Genomic DNA, 19,323 nt, shown 5'->3' with positions numbered 1-19,323 from the left:
AAATAGAGGAAAAGATTAGGACATTCCAAAAAGTAAATACTATATTGAAACGAGTTGATTTTCTTATCATAGAAAAAGAAAAAACAATATTTTAATTCAGTTTAGATTACTCAGATAATTTTAGGTAAACACTGGGTATAAATACGAGATAAATCACAAAAATAAACAAAAAACAGTATTTAATAATGTAGAGTAAAAAATATACTTTACAAAAAAAATATTAATCCTATACTAAAGTCAAAGGTTATTTTTTTTCAGGTGCTACAACCTCTCATACAACTAGGAAGGTACAGATTATGACACAGATTAACGGCGTATCTCAGGCAAACACTAACTTAAAGATTGATGGCGTCAATATCAAGGAAATGAGTCCATTTGCAGCAGCTGCTCTGGTTCAGTTGGAAATCGCAAAGACAAACAAGGATTCTGCTACAAGATATATTGGTGACATGAAAGCTGCAAACGATCGTGCAAAACAATTACTTGCTGCAGCTGATAAGCTAAAACAGTTCAAGGATGACAAGAGCATTGCAGATTACAAACTTCCAGGCAATCTTGAAGCTATGAAGAAAGAGATTGAAACTATCACTAAGGCTGAAAACACCTACAAGCAGATGATGAGCGATATTAAGGATGGCAAGCTAAAGCCATACAAACATGGCAATGATGACTGCTACAACCTGCCAAATGATGTCTACAAGGATCTGAAGGCTATGACCGACCGCGTAGGTAAAAAGAATTTTCCTGATATGACTCGTGGCGATGACAATATTCATATGGAATATGAGCTTAAGGGCGGTCTGAATGAGCTTGCAAAATACAAGGCTGTGCTGACTGCTGCTGTTGCAGCAATGGAAACCGGAGGTCTTTCATCAACTGACTTTAACGGTAAGATTGATACCACAAGAATTGATTCTCTTCTGAGCTCACTGCAGCATCAGGCTGAGAACTGCAACTCTGACAATCAGACTCAGATGGTTAAACTGCAGGATAAGATGGGACAGTACAATGCATTCGTATCAGGTTCATCTGATATGATTAAGACCGGAGCCCAGCTACAGCAGAGCATCCTAAGAAACTAATATTTCATTATAATCGTAACTTTCCCAAGCCCGAACTGACAGCCTCCATTTAAAATTGCAAAATATCCATATCGATTTAAGAAAAAGGATCAGATATGGATGCTCCAAAAATTGCAATAACATCTCAGTACCAATCATTCACATCTATTATTGATTGGCTCGAAATATATGATGCATATGTGGAATCTAAATTGTCATACAGAACCTTCTACAAACAGGTATTTCCCTCTCTCATAAAGAACCTCATGCCAGATGGCTATATTCCTTCAATAACGACATTTAATAAACATATTTTCAAAATAAAAAAAGACGGCAAGGATAATTACATACGGCAAACAAGAGGAATAGCAAATTATAAGAGATGGAATAACATTTATGATGAACTGGTTTCATCTGGTTTGAGTATGAATTCATTTTTTGAAAAATATATAAAAGGAAATGTGAAATGTGCAAGAAGTGGCTTTTACAAACGGATGCTCAGAATTAAGCAGGAGAGGTTAAAAATGATGAATTTAGATTCTAATGAGAAAAGAGTTGATGTTGTTACAATTGAGTCTCCACAACTTTCACAGACACAGAGAACCCCCTCACTCTCCGAACAAGTATCTCTCTCTCCTAAGAAGCCTGTAACCGTAACAGTCAATTTAACATGCGGTGCTTCTATTAGTTTTGAAAGCTCTAATCCTGAATATTCTGTGGCAAAAATCATTGCAACATCAGGAAGGATGTAACCATGAAAATAGACTTCAATAATGGAAAGATAACTCTAGTAATAGTACCTTTTGATTTAAGGTATGGATTTTATCGTCTGGCACAGATCTCAGCAGAGCTACTGCATATTGATATAAACAAAGGTCAGGACTATGTTGTGTTTATTTCAAAACAACGATCCATAGCCAAAATCATTTACTCTGATACCAAAGGAAATTTGCTGATTACAAGAAAACTGCATCAGAACAAGTTTCAGCTTTTACTGGCACGAGCTAACGGTCCTGCAGCTGAACCTTTAACAGCACGGGAATTAGAGTCTTATCTAGATGGAGAACCTTTGGAAATAAAGCGCACATCTGTACTTAAAGGCTAAATTATTTATTGAGATAACTCACAGATTTAAAACAAAATAATCATTAAAAACTGCCTGTTTTTGCATAAGAAATCAGCAGATATACCTCCACTTAAAAATACCTCGTATCGATCGATCCAGATCGACCGAGATCTCCAAATGACCTCAGGTATCTCCCCCTATTACAGCATAACAAAAGTCTCTCTGTATAGCTCTATACCGCAATCTAATGCGGTTTAAAGAGTGTTTTTAATAAGGTAAAATAATGATAGTTAAAGATGTAATAAACAAGAAAGCAAATGACAAAAAATAATCTCCAGAATCTGAGTAAAGACGAGTTACTAAAATTGCTTCTGCAGTCTCAATCTGAACTGACAGAAACAAAGGAGGAACTGGAAAATACCAGGAACGAGCTCAAAAAAAGTAATGAAAAGAACGTAATGTTAGAAGAGCAGTTAACAGGCGTTCAGAAAGTTACAGCAGAAGGATTAACTCAGTTGTCTGAGCTGACTAATAGTCTAAATAAGAGAGTATTCATTCTGGATGATGTACTGTCAAAGAGTCTTAAAGGTCAGCTGGAGTTTGCATTTGCAGAACAGGTGGAATGGATTCAGAATGCCAGAAGCCTGTTTAATCAGACTCCTTTTAATAAAGGCTCTGACGTCAAAGGCAGTAAGAAGAAGCTTGATGATGCAGAAGCCGCAACCAAAAAGCTAAATGGGTCAATTAATAATGCAGGCAGAAGCATTAAGCGCGTAGCAAAAACTATAGCGGAAGCCGTAACTGCAATGGCAGGAATTGATAAGACCACATATGGAAAAGCTGCAGCAGCTATAAATTCCTTTGTTGAACCTGCAAGAAAAGATGAAGATAAAAAGAAATCGAAAGGAAGAATTGCAAAGAACAGAGCTACTACCAAGACCGTATCCGCATCTTTAAAAAGTCATGTCTGCAAATCCTGTGGTGGTAACACTGTACCTTATGAGACAGGAAAGCTTGTAGACAAAGTTATCGGTGCCAACCATAAACTTAACGAGATTCTGGGAGTTATAAAGAATATCCATGAAGTTGAGGTCTGCGAAAAGTGTGGTCAGGTCTCAATTGCCATTGCTGATAATCAGGATGTACCAGTGGTGCCAAACCGAGAAATCGGAATTGATTACATGTTAGGCTGTTCTGATTTTATCTGCAGAGGCATGGCTCTGAATAACTATATTTCACCAATCAGAGATATGTTTGAGATTGGTAATGACACCATCAGCTATAACCTGCATGATTTTGTTGGCATATACATCAAGCCTTTATATGACGGCATCATACGAGCAGCAAAAGACGCTCCAGTATTATTGCTAGATGGAACTCCCTTTGAATGCCTTGAATCTCAGGGCTCAAGAAAGAGTAAAGACAGAAAGCCTGAGGAGGTAACTGTAAGCAAGTCCAATTACATTCTGAGTATGGCTGCACCTGCTCATGCCAAGGTTCAGTTTACCGCCTACGGTTATCTGGAGAAACGCAATTTCGATTCCATCAGAAAAATCATAACTCCAGATTATAAATTTAAGACTCTGGTTACTGACGGCTTCAGTGGATATGAGCAATTACTGGACGAGCATCCGGGAGCAAAACTGCAGCACTGTCTGGTTCATTTGCGACGATATCTGATAGTTGCCTTTGATTTTAAGAATTACTGTGAAAAACTGGATGTCCTAGATGATGAGGAATGCAGAGCCTTTGTAGTGAAGGATATAGAAGAGGCATCAGACAAGTATCTGATTTACTCCGCCTTCAACGCTATCAATAAAATCTATGCCCTAGAGGACAATGTTGACTATTCAAAAGATAACTATCTGGAACAGATAAACTCTGTCAGAGAAAAATCCCGTGAGCTTCTAGAAAATGCAGATATCGTCATGAGTGAAATGATTAAGCGTCACATGGTTACGAACAAGAATAATACCAGTCTGGTTGGTAAAAAGGGAGATATCTACTCCAGAGCATGTGTATACTGGTATCAGCAGCAACCTTTTATAAAAGAATTCCTCAATGATCCGCAGGTTCCTCCTGACACTAATATAGTTGAGCAGGCAATAAGACCGATCACCGTATTCAGAAAGAATGCAAACTGGAAAGCAACAATCTCATATATGGAAGATTTATGTATGCTTTACAGTGTATTCATGAGTGCAAAGAAAAATGGTATTGATGATGTATACGGCTGGCTAAGAACCTACTGTCGAGATTTATATAGGTATTGTCTACAGAAACAGTGGACAACCTACATCAGAGAAGGTAAATCTCTTACAAAGAAAATCCTCACCTGGAATATGGTATCCCTGTCAGACGGATTTGATTTCAGTAAATACCAGATAATCAAACGCTGATCCTGTCTGTCCACTTTACGCGTATATGGGAAATTTGAAAATTCCACTGTACGCGTACAGTAGACACATTATATTTTTAGCTTTTTACTTAAATCGTAACTGTAATCAGAATATTTTATCTAAAAACAGGTTTGGGAAATCTACTTATAATCCAAAAGGGAGTGATAGAAATATCGCTCCTTTTTTTTCGTTTGAAAGTAACCAGGTCGGAGAAAAAAGAGACGAAAGGATTTTTTAAAGCAAAAGACAAAAGACTGCTATTGCGGATAATCTGCAACCAGCATAGTGATATCATCAGACTGAGGTGCTGTTCCTCTGTAGGATAGAATCTCATTGAGCATACTCTCAGAGAACTCCTTCACATCCAGTGAAGCAAATTTACTTACGGCAAGGTTGATTCTGTTTTCACCAAACAGCTGCTTTTCCTCATTCTGAGCTTCACTGACACCGTCAGTGTACAGGAAGATTCTGGTATTCTTATCAATTAAACAGCTAAATTCCTTATACTCAAAGCCATCTGCAACTCCAGGAGCAGGACCGCTCAGACCTTCAAGGACACTTACGGAGTTGTTATGACATAGTACAGGCTGACAATGTCCGCCATTAGCATAGGTAAAGGCTCCGGTTTTACGATTAAGTACCCCCAGGAACAGAGTTACAAACATCATATTAGGATTGTGTTTACACAGAACCTTATTGACTTCGTTCATAACCTCGGCAGAGGACATCTTAAGAGAAAAACACTGTCTTATAATGGTAACGGTCATAACCATAAACAGAGCCGCAGGCACGCCCTTATCAGAGACATCTCCAATAATAAACGCAACATTGTCTTCATCCAGCTCAATGACATCATACAGATCGCCTCCAACTTCCTTGGCAGGGATCATCTTACCGTTAATCTTAAGAGGTGAAAAAATCGGACTATCCAGATTATCCGGTAGAATACCCAGCTGAATGTCCTTGGCAGTATTCAGCTCACCTTCAATCTTACGCTGGCGGTCCTGAGTTTCCAGAAGATTGCAGATATTCGAGGAAAGGTTGGTAGTCATCTTTGAGATGGCCTTGGAAATCTCTCCTACCTCATCCGTGCGTTTTCTGTCGAACCTGTTAATAAAACGTCTGACGCTTACAATGTCTCTCAGATCCAGAGTGGCGATTTTTCTGGTGTTGAGTGTTACTGCAGATAGAGGCTTTACAAGATCTGAAACCAGTACCATAGCAATCAGAATAGCAAAAAAAGCAACGATACAGCCAATTATAATAAACTTGCTGGTCTCCTCTCTCTGGGCATGCAAAATATCAGTTATAGGAGTAGCCGAAACAATATACATTCCCATCTGATTGTAATAGGAAATCACCATCTGATAGTCAACGTTGTTAAGGCTCATCTGGTATGTGGCACTGGAGTTCTGATTAAACCCGGCTTTGACTTCTTCCCTTTGTTTCTTCTCAAGAAACATGGGTTCATACCCATCCCTAACTAGAGGCGCTACCTGCTTTCCATCCGAATCCAGGATAAAGGTGAAAAGCCTCCTGTCTGAAGACAGCTCTCTGCCTTCAGGTCTCATAACATTATTCAATGCTTCAATAATCTGTTTTTTTACATTCATGAACTCTGTCTTCAGATCATTCTGCCTTTCACCTATTACCAGAATGTGTCTGTCATCCATAGCTGTAATATTCAGAAGATAGACTTCACTGTTTTTCTTATCAGTTAAAACATGGAAGGTTCCTGGATTATGAAATTTACCCTCCATTAAAAATTCCTGAAGAGAAATTCCCAGAATTGTTGTGTATTTTAAAAGACGTCTGTAGTCTGCTCTGACAAAATGAGATGATTCAGGCTTCTTTATGTCAAAGATAAAAGGCATCATTCCGGAGGATCTGGTACTCTCAAACATGATGTTTCGGATAATTGAACTGCTTCCGATTAACCCCGACTCTTCATCATTAAGAGAATAGGCTTTAATAATAGCCTTGGACATGAGCTTTAACTTCTCACGTCTACCGTTTAACACCTCAAGATCAGAAACTACAGTACGGTAATAGTAACTGTCGAAGATCTCAGAGAACATAATGTTGTTGGATGCCTGATAAAAATTATTCTTTGCTAAAGCTGCCTGAGCCTGAGTGTAATAAAGTACAGCCACTACCACCAGAATAGGCAGCATGGCAAATACCAGAATCAAAGCTAAAAGCCTTGATTTAAAACTCAGATCGGAAAACATTCTTAAACGTCTTATCATACTAATTTCTTACACAAAGAATCGTAATATCATCAGACTGAGCAGCCTTATTTCTGTATAAAACCAGCTCGCCCATCATCTTTGAGCAGACTTGGGCTGGATCTGTTTCTTTGAGATTCTCAAGGAAATACTCAATACGCTTTTCCCCATACAATTCCTGCTGAGGATTCTGAGCTTCACTTACACCATCGGTAAAGAAGAACAGATTGCTGTTAAGGGGCAACGTAGTCGAGAAAGATTTATATTCAAATCCAGGAGCCACACCAATAGCAGGACCGCTGAGGCCTTCAATAGTATCCACTTTGCCCGAGGAGAATACATAAGGCACACAGTGACCGCAGTTTACATATGAGAACTCCCCTGTTCTCTTGTTCAGGATTCCCACAAACAGAGTTACGAACATCATGTTAGGGTTGTGCTGACACAGATTCTTGTTTAGCTCAAGTGCAATCTTTTCAACCGGCATCTTTAAAGAAACACATTCTCTTATGAGGATAACAGTCATTGCCATAAACAGAGCTGCAGGTACGCCCTTATCAGAAACGTCGCCTATTACCAGTGCCACATGATCCTCATCATAATAAATGGCATCATACAAATCACCACCAACCTCTTTTGCAGGAACCTGCATCGCAGAAAGCTTCAGCGGACTGAACTCCTTGAACTCTAAAGATTCAGGAAGAATACCCATCTGGATTTCCTTTGCAGCATTAAGCTCACCTTCAAGCTGACGCTTCTGAGCATTGGCTGAAAGCAGTTCAATAGCTTTATCAGAAACAGAGCGGGACATTTCCTTCATAGTTTCTGAAAGCATACCAATCTCATCATTAGACTTCTCAGGGAGCATCTGAGCAATTTTTTCAATTTCTTCCTTATTGGTCAGATCTGCATGCTCAATATATTCAGCGGTTTTAGCAATGCTGGTCAGTGAGCTCAAAGGCTTTCTTAAAATTAAGGAGCACAGGAAAATACAGGTACCGGCAAGCAGAACAGTTATCACCCAGATGATTTCCATTGAATCATTCAGAGCAGAAACACTGTTGGCAAGATTAATCGTATACATGAAGAACCAGCCTGTCTGTTTGAAATAAAAGATAAAGGCATAGTTCATTTTGTCCAGATAGCCTTCCCAAACCTCATCCTGCTTGGCCTTTTCAAGAAAGGACTCATTCAGAGCATCGGGCAGCTTGTAAGCCAGCTTTCTGATGATAGACTTACGCTCTTCCGTGAATACGTAAATATTGGTTGAAACGGGATCTATTCGGTTAATGGCGGAAATAGTACCAACCAGATCAAGAGCAAAAGCTTTCTCCAGATAATTCTCATCGTAATTCTGCTTTATTGTTGATATATCATGCAGAAGACAGATTACATGATCCTTATTGAGTCTGGTAAGAGAGCCAAGAAAATGTCTGGTACCGTGAATAAAATAGTAATGATAGTATTTACCTGGCTCAAGGTCTCTGGTCCTGATAATATCTGCAAGGGTCCTGTCGGTTACTGTTCCAAGTCTTGATTCGAGGAGATTGCGGGCTTTATCAGAAATAAACATTCCCTTGTAGGGCTTGGTAGTATTGGAGATAAATGTGTATTCCTTGTCTGTATTACCAGCACCGAGAATATAGTCTTCAGCGATTTCCATCAGATTTTCATCATTAAAGGATATTGCCTGAGTAATGCCTTTTTTGATAATGAAAAGCTGCTCTTCATTGGTTTTTCTGATTGAGAAAAGAGGAACAACAGACTCGCTTAATACCCACTGGAAGTTTTCATGGACAAATTCCTTGAGGACCCGGGACTCAGAGGATAAGGCTTCCTTCTGCTCCTGAATAATATTGGATTTTAGAGCATCATAGGAATAGTATGAGAACAGAAGCAAAGGCACAATAAGCAAGCACAAAGACAAGAACATTACCTTTGTCTTGAATCTGAATCTGCGTTCAGCGTTCTTTGCAGGCTTACTCATTTACCTAATCCAATAAAAAAGAAAAGCTTCATGTTTTTTCATAGTGCGGATAAGGAATATTTACTTCTTTCCACTGTAGCCCTTGGCCTCTATGAAAATATCCACAACATTGCAGTCTTTCATACGGGAATAGATATAGTGATTAGACATGTTTTTCACGAAATGAATGCCTAAGCCACCAATAGGACGAGCTTCAACAGAATCCTCGGTATGAGGATCTCTTTCTTCTTTGAAAGGGTTGAATGGTTTTCCGCTATCAATAAAAGAGATTCGGATGTAAGGTTCACCGTCAAAGGTAACTACTCCGCATGAAAACTCTGCATTACCGCCTTTGCCGTCATATGCATAGTTGCAGATATTAGCTAGGAGCTCTTCAACAACCAGCTGGGTTTTCATCAGCAGGGGCTCTAGCTCACCGGTCAGGTAATCCTTGAGTTTCTCATTTATGGTCTCAAGCTGTTCGATTTTTGCAGGAAGTTTGATAGATATCATTGCAAATTACCTCTGTGTTAAGCAACTGCTGACTTGGCACTGTCCAGATTTTCACAAACAGTAATAATCAAGTCGAATCCTGAGATCTTGAAAACCTCATGAACCTCCGGAGCCAGATTACAGATAGCAACCTTACGCCCCTGCTCCTTACACAGCTTTGCAACCTTCAGAATAGCTCTAAGGCCGGCAGAACTGATATATATCAGTTTGGCAAAATCAATAATATATCCGGTTATACCTTCAGCAGAACACTGTGGAATAACCTTTTCTTCAAACTCACCAACGCTTAGAGCGTCCATTCTTCCCTCAACCTCAATAATAGCAATACCGCCATTATCAGGAGAAGTGTTAATGCCAATTTCCACTTTTATCCCCTCTTAACTAAAAAAGCTAAATACACTTAGATTATAGGTGTCCTATCACCTAAGCCTCTTTAATATTTCCGTAAATGTGAAATGCAACAAATGATTTAAGATCAAAATATTAGTAGAGTTCCCTATGTCACGATCACCGTATTTTTTTCATACACAAAAAACAGATCAGAATACAGAAAAGACAAAGAAACTGACCTAAAGTAAAACCGTAAAAATAACCAACCATTGCATCGGCCTCCCTGAAAAACTCAGTGAAGAACCTGAAAAAGCTATATCCTATAAGATACCAGCAGGAAATCATCATAGGTTTTGACAGATACTTTCGCTGATAAAGCATAACCAGCATAACAGCCAGTAACGGACCTTCAAAAAAGGCTTCATAGAGCTGTACCGGATGACGTGGATATTCATCTGCACCTTCAAAAACCACTCCCCAGGGCATTGAGGTTACCCTGCCCCACAGCTCTCCGTTTAAAAAATTACAGCATCTTCCCAGAGGAATGATAACAAGAGCAATCAGACAGGCACGGTCTACGGCCCTCATAAAAGCCCTTTGACCAAGTCTTGTCAGATAAGCACACAAAAAACAGCCTGCAGCAAGGCCAAATACTCCTCCATGAAAAGACATCCCCCCTTTCCACAGTTCAAATACCTCTATAGGATTTTCCAAATAGTAAAGAGGCTCATAACAAAATATATATCCCAGGCGCCCACCGATAATTGCTCCATTTGCGGCAAATAGAGCAAAGATAACTCTTTGACTTATGGAAAAAACAGCAGAGGGAAGCAGCACATATAGAAGAAACCCCAAAAGATAAACGCCTCCATATGCTAAAGAGCCTATATCCATATTCCTCTATTACTTTCCTATAATCTGTTTTATGAATCCGCCCCGTAAGACAACACGCCTGACGGCACTACTGCTTAAAAATTGTTTATTTAATCCCCTTCTTTTACTATTTTTATGCCAGTACACTGTCTACTTGCTCTTGATAGTATGGAAAATATCATCTACCGCCACCAGCACATCAAATGCAGGACGCCATTGAACAATGGAAGCAGTCTTTAGATTTACACCAAAAAACAGAGGTACAGAAAGCTCTTTTTTTTCGGCGATAACTTTTAGGTCAAAATTGTTTAAAACCAGATCCTCAATAATATCTGCAGCATAGGCACCACGTGTAAATTCATCAGGATCATAAACACTCAGAAGACTTCCTGCCTCAACCTGCGATTTGGAGTCATAGGATATGGTTGGTATTTTCTTGGAAAGAAGAGGTCTTAACTGAGTATAGAAATTGTTCATGTCTATACCATTTCCAACTTCAGGAATAAAAACTGCAGAAATTCGTTCATTAGACAGTTCAACAAGACAACGAGAAAACTCAGAGCGGGAAAGCTCCAGATCAGGTACAAAGAAAGAACCTTCACAAACCTTTATCTGGAAGTTTTTCTTTTTGCCGAAACGAATTACATCCTCATAAGCATTGTACAGATCAAAGATATGATTCCTGTCTCTTAAATATCCGAATCCGGAATAGCCGAACATGGTATGGAAAAGCTCAATGTCATCTTTGATATTTCTTGAATCATCCAGAATTGCTATATTCTTTTTACTCTTAGCCAGAGTTTTGAGTATTTCTGTAGAATTTGTGTCAAAACTGATTACAGGAATATTTATCTCATCCTCAATCATGAACTTGGCAGCAAGATCACCTAAGGCAAATACAACATCTACCTCTTTTTTTTCGACTCTGACCCCCAGATCATCAATAGCATCCTTTAAAACAGAAGCCTCCCAGTTATAAAAGAACCCTAGTTCAGGAGGAAACTCCAGACACCTTCCCTTCAGTGCATCAGAAAGATATTTCTTGTAGTCAGATTTTTTTCTGAGATCAACTGTTTTGGGAATATCATTCTGTGCAACAAAACCGTCCTCTCCAAGCTTTTTAAGAATCTGAGAAAAATAAGTCATGGTATTTTTCTGTAAACCGGCAGAAAGAACAGCAACCTTCAGAGGAGGTTTATTCATACAGGCATCACCTTTTAGAGCTGCCTTTGATACAGGTATGAAGCAGAAGCAGATTGTAAAGACCAGAACCAGTTTAAAAATGCATATAAACCAGCTTTGTAAAAAGTTATGATCCTTTACCTCATAAAACATAATCCAGCTCCTACTCATTTAAAACAGTTTAGTAAGATACATCAGCATATTGCTCATCTTATTCAGATAGATTTCACCAATTTCCATATAAGGCTGAATAAACAGCACAATCAGGGTTGCGCACAGTCCACTCTTGATAGGCATGGACAGAATGAATACATTCAGCTGTGGAGCGAATCTATTGATAAGACCTAAGGAAATATCCGTCATCAGGGCCACAATCACAAAAGGAGAACAGATCACCATCGCTGTGGCCATAAGAGTATTCAGACCGTATCCAGCATATTCAGCAACCTTGGCAGCAGTTACCCCAGGAAGCACTTCATATACAGGCCAGACGGTATATGAACTAAGAATAAAGGTCAGATAAGCGACAACTGCACCGGTAGAATAAAAAAGAATCACCAGCGAAAGCATCAGTACAGAACCAAAAGGAGAATTCTGCATTTCATCTAGCAGATCACCGCCCTGTGCCTGGCTCGCACCTCTCTGGTTATCAATGATCATACCGGCAGCCATAGCCGCATAGAAAAACACTCCTGAGATAAAAGCTATCAAAAAGCCGATGACAACCTCTTTAAATAGCAGAGCACAAATCAGAGAGGCTGTTAAATCAAGATTATGATGTAGCTCCGCCTGTGACATGAATATCGGAAAGGCTGGCAGAATAAAAACCACACATAAAGGTAACTTTACTATCGTTGCAATCTTTGGAGCAAAGAAAGGAGTAAAAGAAATTAGGATAATAAGTCTTGCCATGGCCAAGAGAACAAAGATAACCAGCTCTCTGTTTCCTGATTCCAATAGCAAGCTAATCATATTATCCATAGTCTTTTACTGCAGCAGGTAGAATTTCTCGAAGATAGTCTGAGCAATCTGAAGGATCTGACCGGTCATCCAACCTGCGGCCAGAAACAGAGTGATAGACACGGCAATCAGCTTAATACCGAAGGAAAGAGTCTGCTCCTGCAACTGAGTAATAGCCTGAAATAAGCTGAACATAAGACCAACAATTGATGCTACAAAGATTGGAGGCAAAGACAGCATCAAAACCAGAAACATTGATTGTCTAATCAGTTCGATAACAGATGGATCCATTTTTTCACCTTAAAACCTACACTTACATTTCAAGTATAGCAATACGCCTGAGTTATACTTAATATATTCAATCAACTATTTGATTAAGGTAAAAAAAATAAGGGGCAGAGCCCCTGATTTTTAACTAGAGACGAATCTTATTAGGCCATCATGCCACGTCTTGGAGCAGGCTTACTGCCAGTAGCACTTGCACCTTTCTTTGAACGTAGCTTGTCCTCATAAACAGCAGCACGCTGTCTGCCTTCAGCTTCAGCCTTACGCTTAGCTTCTTCAATCATCTTATCCAGCATCGCATCATGAGGAAGATTTCTGGTGTCAAAATCAGCTACTTCCTTAGGAAGCTGTGACTTTACAGAATCATAAAGAGCGTCAAGACGCTGTAACTCTTGTTCGATTTCATTTAATTCTGCAATGCTCTCATTTAGCTCTTCTTCAGTAAACATCTTTTATTTCCTTACTAAAAATAAAACAACAAATCCTATTCCCCACGCCTGCACAAACTATCCAGGATAAATTCTGCAAGAACGAAGAAAAACCGGGAACCTTAAATAAAGCAATATTTTCTGATATTAGTTATGAAAATCTTCTGTAATGCAGTTAATTCATAAAAACTGAGTTAGGATAATGCCTAATCCAATATTTACAATCAATTCCCAACAATTTCTTCTATAACTACATTTTAGATAAAAAAAAATATCTGACGATAATTACATTTAAAAAAATGAGAGTTCGTTGTAATAATTTCATTTTTTCTTTCAAAAAATTGAAATAGGTCACTTAATGAGTTTTATCGTGAGGCAAAACAAAATGCGATTCAATCTCCAAAAAATAGAGCCTCATAGGAGGCTCTGTTTTTTTACATTCATAATGTTCTTTTAGAAGTCATTTTCATCGTTTTTCATCATTTCATTCATTTCCTCAGTAAACTTGACCTCCTTAGGTCTTGCAAAGGCATATTTATCATCTGACTCATTGGAATCTCTGATTGAATACATTGTGTAATCAACGATACTTTCCTTAGATATTGTCTTAACCTGACCATATGGATCAAGAATCTTATACCCATTAGGAATAGCTTCAAGAACTGTAACTGCATGACCAGGAGCAATACCATCTCTAAGTGCAATTTTATTCGAGTTAATTCTATTATGTCCGATGATCACAGGCTTTCCAAGACTTAATAGTTTTGAGATAACATTATATCCATCCTGAGAATGATCAAAGGTTAAGACAATCTCTTTATACCCCGTATTAGGACCACCTTTTTTGTATCCCCCCAATGCTACAAGACCATCAGTTGTTGAACGTTGAGGCATATCAATACTCTTCTTATAGTCCTGAAGAGATGCAGGATCCTTTAAGTCAGGATTATCAGCAGATAAGGCCAGATGAATCAGCATTGCATTTTCAAGAGCGACAACCCAAGGAGCACTTTCACTTCCGAACTTATCTCCACTTGCTGAAGTTATTCTTCCCATTGGAACATCATAGACATTAGTGCCTAAACGAACCAGGACGTTGCCAGGAGTTTTACTCTGCGAAAATAATCTGTCAATAGACTCTGTTCCCTGAGACTGCAGAGTACCGGAAATTGCAGAAAGGAACCAGCAATCCTGCAGTTCCGGATTTTGTTTAATATCAGCTAATCTAGGTTCACCCTGAGGGAAAAGAACCTGCCTGTAATCCTTATTAGGTTCTTTCTCTAAGTTGTAAAAGAAATCAACTTTCATGCCCTTATAATCATAACCTAGTAGATTTGCATACTGATGAAGCCCAAAAATATAAGGACGACCTTTGTTCTCTACATTGTCAGGCAGAGGTGAAGGCTGCTTGTTTCTTAGAACTTGAAGCTTTTCATTGGATGAAAGAGTACTTGAGGATTTTACACCTTTAAAAAGATTAACCACCCATAAAACAGCTCTACCAAGCTTATGTAAGATGGTATTGCTTGCCTTCTGCTGTTTAATCTGCTCAATTGCAGTTTTATAATTATCCGGAATAGGAGAATTATGGGAAACTGTAGCGCCCCTAAGAGAGAGATGAGAGTTTCTGTCTGCAGGATTAGGAGCTCTGTTAGGACCAAAATTACCCTGTGTTCTGTTGGAGTCGTTCTGAATATTATTACTTCCTGTATCAATAATTCCAGAACCGCTGACTCTTCCAATTGGATCGGACATATTCCACCTCCGAAACAGTTATCCAACTATTATTGAATTTGAATAAGTTGCACCATAGTCTGAACCGTAATCCTCCTCAGGAATATCATTTATTCTGAAGACTGCAAAACGCACTTCCTCAATAAAATCCTGAAGGGCATCCGCCAGATTAGATACAGTCAGGCCAGGAACATCAAGCATCAGCTGAACAGTAAGAGCATTGTTGTCACCTGCAAGAGAAAAGGTAACTCCTTTACTTTTGTTAAAAAGAAACTGACGGTGCATAAGATCCTTGAAGACATCAGACTCTCCATCAGTATCTATAAATCCTGCTTCAGCGAAAATAAGTAATGAATCCTTAGGCTCTATGTAACAGAAATTTAAGGATGGCATCCAGTCATACTTCAGACGCATCTGACACATACCGTCATCGCCAAGATCTCCTTCCTCAACCTGCAGAGTCCTCAAGGTTTCCGCAAAGATAAGCCTGCATTGTTGAATACTCATAAAAAACTCCTAAACACAAGGTATTCTTTCTTTATTATAAGAAGAAATTAATTTTTTATTTTTCTTTGCCTTCATGTTTAGAAGAAAATGTGATAATACTATACAAATTAAAATCATCTTTCGGTCCTGCCTTTTACTGAAAATAAGAACCTACATAAAGTTCTTATTAAAAAAAACGATTAATCTTAATTACCTTGAATTATCAGTTAGTTATGAGTATTAACTACAAGTTTTTCTCTTGTTTTTTTTTCAAAAGTAAATCTTCCAAAGATTAACTTTTCTCTAAGTATAGCTTAATTTTTGTAACTTGTTATTCCTCTACATTAGAATAACTGTTTTTTTATTAAAAAATGATTATGTAGTCACAAATTTTATTATTTTTAGAACTACAGAATAATAATTTACAAGAAGAGGAAAAGAGGAGAAACTAGAAAAAGGAAAGCGATTATAACAAAAAACGCCCCGAAGGGCGCTTTATATAATCTTGAGTTAAGGATAACCCAAGATTTAAGATTTTATACAGAAGCTGTAAGCTTATGCATTTAAAGCAGCTTTAGCCTGCTCTGCAATAGCCTGGAAAGCAGCCTTGTCATTGATAGCAAGATCTGAAAGAACCTTACGATCGATTTCAATGTTAGCCTTCTTTAAGCCATTGATTAACTGGCTGTAGCTTAAGTCATGCTGACGAGCAGCAGCATTGATACGAACGATCCAAAGAGCACGGAACTGGCGCTTCTTCTGACGACGATCGCGATATGCATACTGACCAGCCTTGGTTACAGCCTGAACAGCAACACGGTAAGTACGGCTTCTTGCACCGTAATAACCCTTAGCAGCCTTTAAAACCTTCTTGTGACGAGCATGTGCGGTAACACCACGTTTTACTCTAGCCATTTGTCAAATCCTCCAACTTATGCGTATGGTAACTGACGTGCAATTGCGCGTAGGTTACAAGTCTTTACACAAACCATGTTGCGCAGCTGACGCTTACGCTTTGAGGTTTTCTTAGTTAGGATATGACGTAAGTTCTGGTGACGGCACTTGTAGTGACCACTACCAGTCTTCTTGAAGCGCTTTGCAACGCCTCTATCGGTCTTCATCTTGACCTTGACTTTTCCAGCCATTGTATACTCCGCATTATTGCATATATATAAACACGATACAGGAGCCTATTACTAGGACTTTGTAACCCTGTAACTATTTCTTTTTAGGGGCTAAAACCATAGTAGCCTGTCTGCCTTCAACACGTGATGCAGACTCTACACTGGCAATGCCTCTATCTTCGCATAGATCTTTCTCTACACGTTTGAGAACATCTAAACCTAAGGACTGATGAGCCATTTCGCGACCGCGATAGCGCAGAGTTACCTTAGCCTTATTGCCCTCTTCTAAGAAGCGAATTAGGTTGCGTAGTTTAACCTGATAATCCGCTTCATCTGTTCCAGGACGGAATTTAATTTCCTTAACCTGAACAACCTTTTGTTTCTTACTCTTCTGATCTTTACTCTTCTGATAAAGATACTTGCCATACTCGATGAGTTTGCACACAGGTGGTTCAGCGTTAGGACTGATCTCAACAAGATCAATACCCTGTTCCTGAGCCATCTTTAATGCATCGGCTGTAGGCATAACACCTAATAGCTCATTGTCAGCATCTAAAACACGCACTTCACGACATCTAATGTCACTGTTAATCCGGTTCTTCTGTAAAGTCTTACCGGTTTTTTTGTTGTTGTTTATAGCAAGTACTCCTAAATAAGTTTAAGACCATGATTAAGAAACGAATTTCTTAATCTGCTTGAGCAGCTTTTCTTGATTTTTCAATCTCTACGTCTGCATCAGGCATATTTTTGCGCTGTATGATATCTGATTTTACAAGATTGATCAAGTCCTCAATTGACATAGAACCTAAATCTGCACCTTTTCTGGTACGTACAGCAACTTTACCCTGCTCTGCTTCTCTTGCACCGCAGACTACAAGGTAAGGAACATGCATTAAGGTATGTTCACGGATCTTGAAGCCAATCTTGTCATTACGTAAATCAGACTTAGCACGTAAGCCAGCTTCATCAAGCTTTCTAACAACATCTTTTGCGTAATCAGCCTGATCATCGGTAATGGACATTACAACTGCCTGACATGGTGACAGCCAGGTTGGGAATGAACCAGCGTATTCCTCAGTCAGAATACCGATGAAGCGCTCTAGCGAACCTAACATAGCTCTGTGAATCATAACAGGAACATGCTCCTGATTATCCTCACCGATATATGCTGCACCTAGTCTTGCTGGTAATGAGAAATCTAGCTGAACAGTACCGCACTGCCATGCTCTGTCTAAGGAGTCATGCAGAGTGAACTCGATCTTAGGACCATAGAATGCACCCTCACCTGGCTGTAATTCATACTCAAGGTGATTTGCCTCTAAAGCCTTGATCAGATCGCTCTCAGCGCGATCCCAGATCTCATCTGAACCGATACGCTTCTCAGGGCGAGTTGACAGCTTAATGTCAACATTATGGAAATTAAATACATCATATACTTCGTATACCATACGGATACAGTCTGAAACAACATCAAGAATCTGACTGTCGGTACAGAAGATATGAGCATCGTCCTGTTCAAAACCTCTTACACGTAATAGACCGTGCAATGAACCTGAAGGTTCGTTACGGTGGTCCTTACCAAACTCAGCCATTCTGATTGGAAGATCACGATAAGAACGGGTACGAGAATTGAAGATCTGAATTGCACCTGGGCAGTTCATAGGCTTAATTGCGTAATCTCTGTTCTCTGACTTGGTGGTAAACATGTTCTCTGCATATTTATCCCAGTGACCAGAACGCTCCCATAGAACACGATCCATGATCTGTGGAGTATTAACTTCGATGTACTGATACTTATGCAGCATCTCTCTCATGAAGTTTTCAACGATACGGTAAATGGTCCAGCCATCATTGTGCCAGAATACAAGACCAGGAGCTTCCTGCTGGAAGTGGAACAGATCAAGCTTCTTGCCTAATACACGGTGGTCACGCTTTGCAGCCTCTTCACGACGCTGAATGTATAGCTTTAATTCATCCTTAGAAGCAAATGCACAGCCATAGATACGCTGCAGCATCTTGTTCTTGGAATCACCACGCCAGTAAGCACCGGCAAAGTGAGTTAACTTGAAATGCTGACAGAAGCCCATGTGAGGTACATGAGGGCCACGACACATATCAATATACTCATTGTGATGGTATAGACCAATGGTCTTATCTGACTTGTCGATGTTCTCTTCAAGGATCAGTTTCTTATATGGCTCATTGCGAGACTCAAAGGTATCATAGGCTTTCTGCCAGTCTACAACTTCCTTGATAACCTGATAATCTGTCTTTGCAAGCTCGTGCATTCTTGCATCTAAAGCTTCAAGATCTTCAGCAGTCAGCTTGTGGTCGATATCAACATCATAGTAGAAACCATTGTCGATAACAGGACCGATGGCCATCTGAGTATTAGGCCATAGCTGCTTGATAGCGTGACCTAAAAGGTGAGCGCATGAATGACGGATAATCTCAATACCCTCTTTGTCCTTTGGGGTAATGATTGAAACAGTAGCGTCATTTTCAATTAAATCACATGCGTCATGTAACTCACCGTCAATCTTTCCTGCAACACAGTTACGTGCTAAACCAGGACCGATACTTGATGCTAATTCATAAATTGAGATTGGCTTATCAAACTCTTTGATATCGCCGTTAGGAAGTGTAATTTTTGGCATTTTCTAAACCTCGATGCATACCCTGCATCTC

Annotated in this window: 19 protein-coding genes; 4 read left to right on the top strand and 15 right to left on the bottom strand. The window is 39.3% G+C overall.

The window, feature by feature from the left end; all coding sequences use genetic code 11:
• Positions 1-296: 296 nt before the first annotated feature.
• The 4 genes from BM308_RS06235 (at position 297) to BM308_RS06220 (ending at position 4,526) form a co-directional block, all read left to right on the top strand.
• Positions 297-1,082 (top strand): hypothetical protein, encoded by a 786-nt coding sequence (locus BM308_RS06235; protein ID WP_074943775.1) that lies wholly within the window; start codon positions 297-299, stop codon positions 1,080-1,082.
• Positions 1,083-1,177: 95 nt separating this feature from the next.
• The gene (locus BM308_RS06230; RefSeq protein ID WP_074943773.1) at positions 1,178-1,813 is read left to right on the top strand and encodes a hypothetical protein; all 636 of its coding nucleotides are present in this window, start codon (positions 1,178-1,180) and stop codon (positions 1,811-1,813) included.
• A gap of 2 nt (positions 1,814-1,815) precedes the next feature.
• A complete protein-coding gene (gene tnpB / locus BM308_RS06225; RefSeq protein WP_074943772.1) occupies positions 1,816-2,166 on the top strand; it encodes an IS66 family insertion sequence element accessory protein TnpB in 351 nt (116 codons plus the stop codon).
• Positions 2,167-2,444: 278 nt separating this feature from the next.
• Complete coding sequence (locus BM308_RS06220; RefSeq protein ID WP_074943770.1) at positions 2,445-4,526, top strand: IS66 family transposase; 2,082 nt, start codon at positions 2,445-2,447, stop codon at positions 4,524-4,526.
• A 257-nt stretch (positions 4,527-4,783) separates the two neighbouring features.
• Here BM308_RS06220 and BM308_RS06215 read toward each other — a convergent pair whose 3' ends face one another.
• The 15 genes from BM308_RS06215 to thrS all read right to left on the bottom strand — a co-directional run bounded on the left by BM308_RS06215 (position 4,784) and on the right by thrS (position 19,292).
• Positions 4,784-6,775 (bottom strand): SpoIIE family protein phosphatase, encoded by a 1,992-nt coding sequence (locus BM308_RS06215; RefSeq protein ID WP_074943768.1) that lies wholly within the window; start codon positions 6,773-6,775, stop codon positions 4,784-4,786.
• Position 6,776: 1 nt separating this feature from the next.
• Positions 6,777-8,741, bottom strand: a complete 1,965-nt coding sequence (locus BM308_RS06210; RefSeq protein WP_074943767.1) for a SpoIIE family protein phosphatase — start codon at positions 8,739-8,741, stop codon at positions 6,777-6,779.
• Positions 8,742-8,801: 60 nt separating this feature from the next.
• Entirely contained in the window at positions 8,802-9,233 is a 432-nt protein-coding gene (locus BM308_RS06205) for an ATP-binding protein (RefSeq protein WP_074943765.1), read from the bottom strand.
• A 17-nt stretch (positions 9,234-9,250) separates the two neighbouring features.
• The gene (locus BM308_RS06200; RefSeq protein ID WP_074943763.1) at positions 9,251-9,598 is read right to left on the bottom strand and encodes an STAS domain-containing protein; all 348 of its coding nucleotides are present in this window, start codon (positions 9,596-9,598) and stop codon (positions 9,251-9,253) included.
• A gap of 142 nt (positions 9,599-9,740) precedes the next feature.
• Entirely contained in the window at positions 9,741-10,457 is a 717-nt protein-coding gene (lgt, locus tag BM308_RS06195; protein ID WP_074943761.1) for a prolipoprotein diacylglyceryl transferase, read from the bottom strand.
• A gap of 129 nt (positions 10,458-10,586) precedes the next feature.
• Positions 10,587-11,771 (bottom strand): type 1 periplasmic-binding domain-containing protein, encoded by a 1,185-nt coding sequence (locus tag BM308_RS06190; protein WP_074943759.1) that lies wholly within the window; start codon positions 11,769-11,771, stop codon positions 10,587-10,589.
• A gap of 18 nt (positions 11,772-11,789) precedes the next feature.
• On the bottom strand, positions 11,790-12,590 hold the full coding sequence (gene sctT, locus BM308_RS06185; protein WP_074943757.1) for a type III secretion system export apparatus subunit SctT: 801 nt from the start codon (positions 12,588-12,590) through the stop codon (positions 11,790-11,792).
• A 15-nt stretch (positions 12,591-12,605) separates the two neighbouring features.
• On the bottom strand, positions 12,606-12,869 hold the full coding sequence (gene sctS / locus BM308_RS06180; RefSeq protein WP_074943755.1) for a type III secretion system export apparatus subunit SctS: 264 nt from the start codon (positions 12,867-12,869) through the stop codon (positions 12,606-12,608).
• Positions 12,870-13,009: 140 nt separating this feature from the next.
• Entirely contained in the window at positions 13,010-13,312 is a 303-nt protein-coding gene (locus BM308_RS06175) for a hypothetical protein (protein WP_074943753.1), read from the bottom strand.
• Positions 13,313-13,744: 432 nt separating this feature from the next.
• Complete coding sequence (locus BM308_RS06170) at positions 13,745-15,046, bottom strand: hypothetical protein (protein ID WP_074943751.1); 1,302 nt, start codon at positions 15,044-15,046, stop codon at positions 13,745-13,747.
• Positions 15,047-15,064: 18 nt separating this feature from the next.
• Positions 15,065-15,532 carry a type III secretion system chaperone gene (locus BM308_RS06165; RefSeq protein ID WP_074943749.1) on the bottom strand — a complete coding sequence of 156 codons (468 nt, stop codon included), beginning with the start codon at positions 15,530-15,532 and terminating at the stop codon, positions 15,065-15,067.
• 534 nt (positions 15,533-16,066) lie between these two features.
• A complete protein-coding gene (gene rplT, locus BM308_RS06160; protein ID WP_074837842.1) occupies positions 16,067-16,426 on the bottom strand; it encodes a 50S ribosomal protein L20 in 360 nt (119 codons plus the stop codon).
• Between the two features lie 17 nt (positions 16,427-16,443).
• Positions 16,444-16,656, bottom strand: a complete 213-nt coding sequence (rpmI, locus tag BM308_RS06155) for a 50S ribosomal protein L35 (RefSeq protein ID WP_031491618.1) — start codon at positions 16,654-16,656, stop codon at positions 16,444-16,446.
• Positions 16,657-16,729: 73 nt separating this feature from the next.
• On the bottom strand, positions 16,730-17,227 hold the full coding sequence (gene infC, locus BM308_RS06150) for a translation initiation factor IF-3 (protein WP_037972402.1): 498 nt from the start codon (positions 17,225-17,227) through the stop codon (positions 16,730-16,732).
• A 94-nt stretch (positions 17,228-17,321) separates the two neighbouring features.
• Positions 17,322-19,292, bottom strand: a complete 1,971-nt coding sequence (gene thrS, locus BM308_RS06145; RefSeq protein WP_074943745.1) for a threonine--tRNA ligase — start codon at positions 19,290-19,292, stop codon at positions 17,322-17,324.
• Positions 19,293-19,323 lie beyond the last annotated feature (31 nt).

Source organism: Succinivibrio dextrinosolvens, from assembly GCF_900116345.1.
GTDB classification, from domain to species: Bacteria; Pseudomonadota; Gammaproteobacteria; order Enterobacterales; family Succinivibrionaceae; genus Succinivibrio; species Succinivibrio dextrinosolvens_B.
This window is presented reverse-complemented; position numbering and strand designations above follow the sequence as displayed.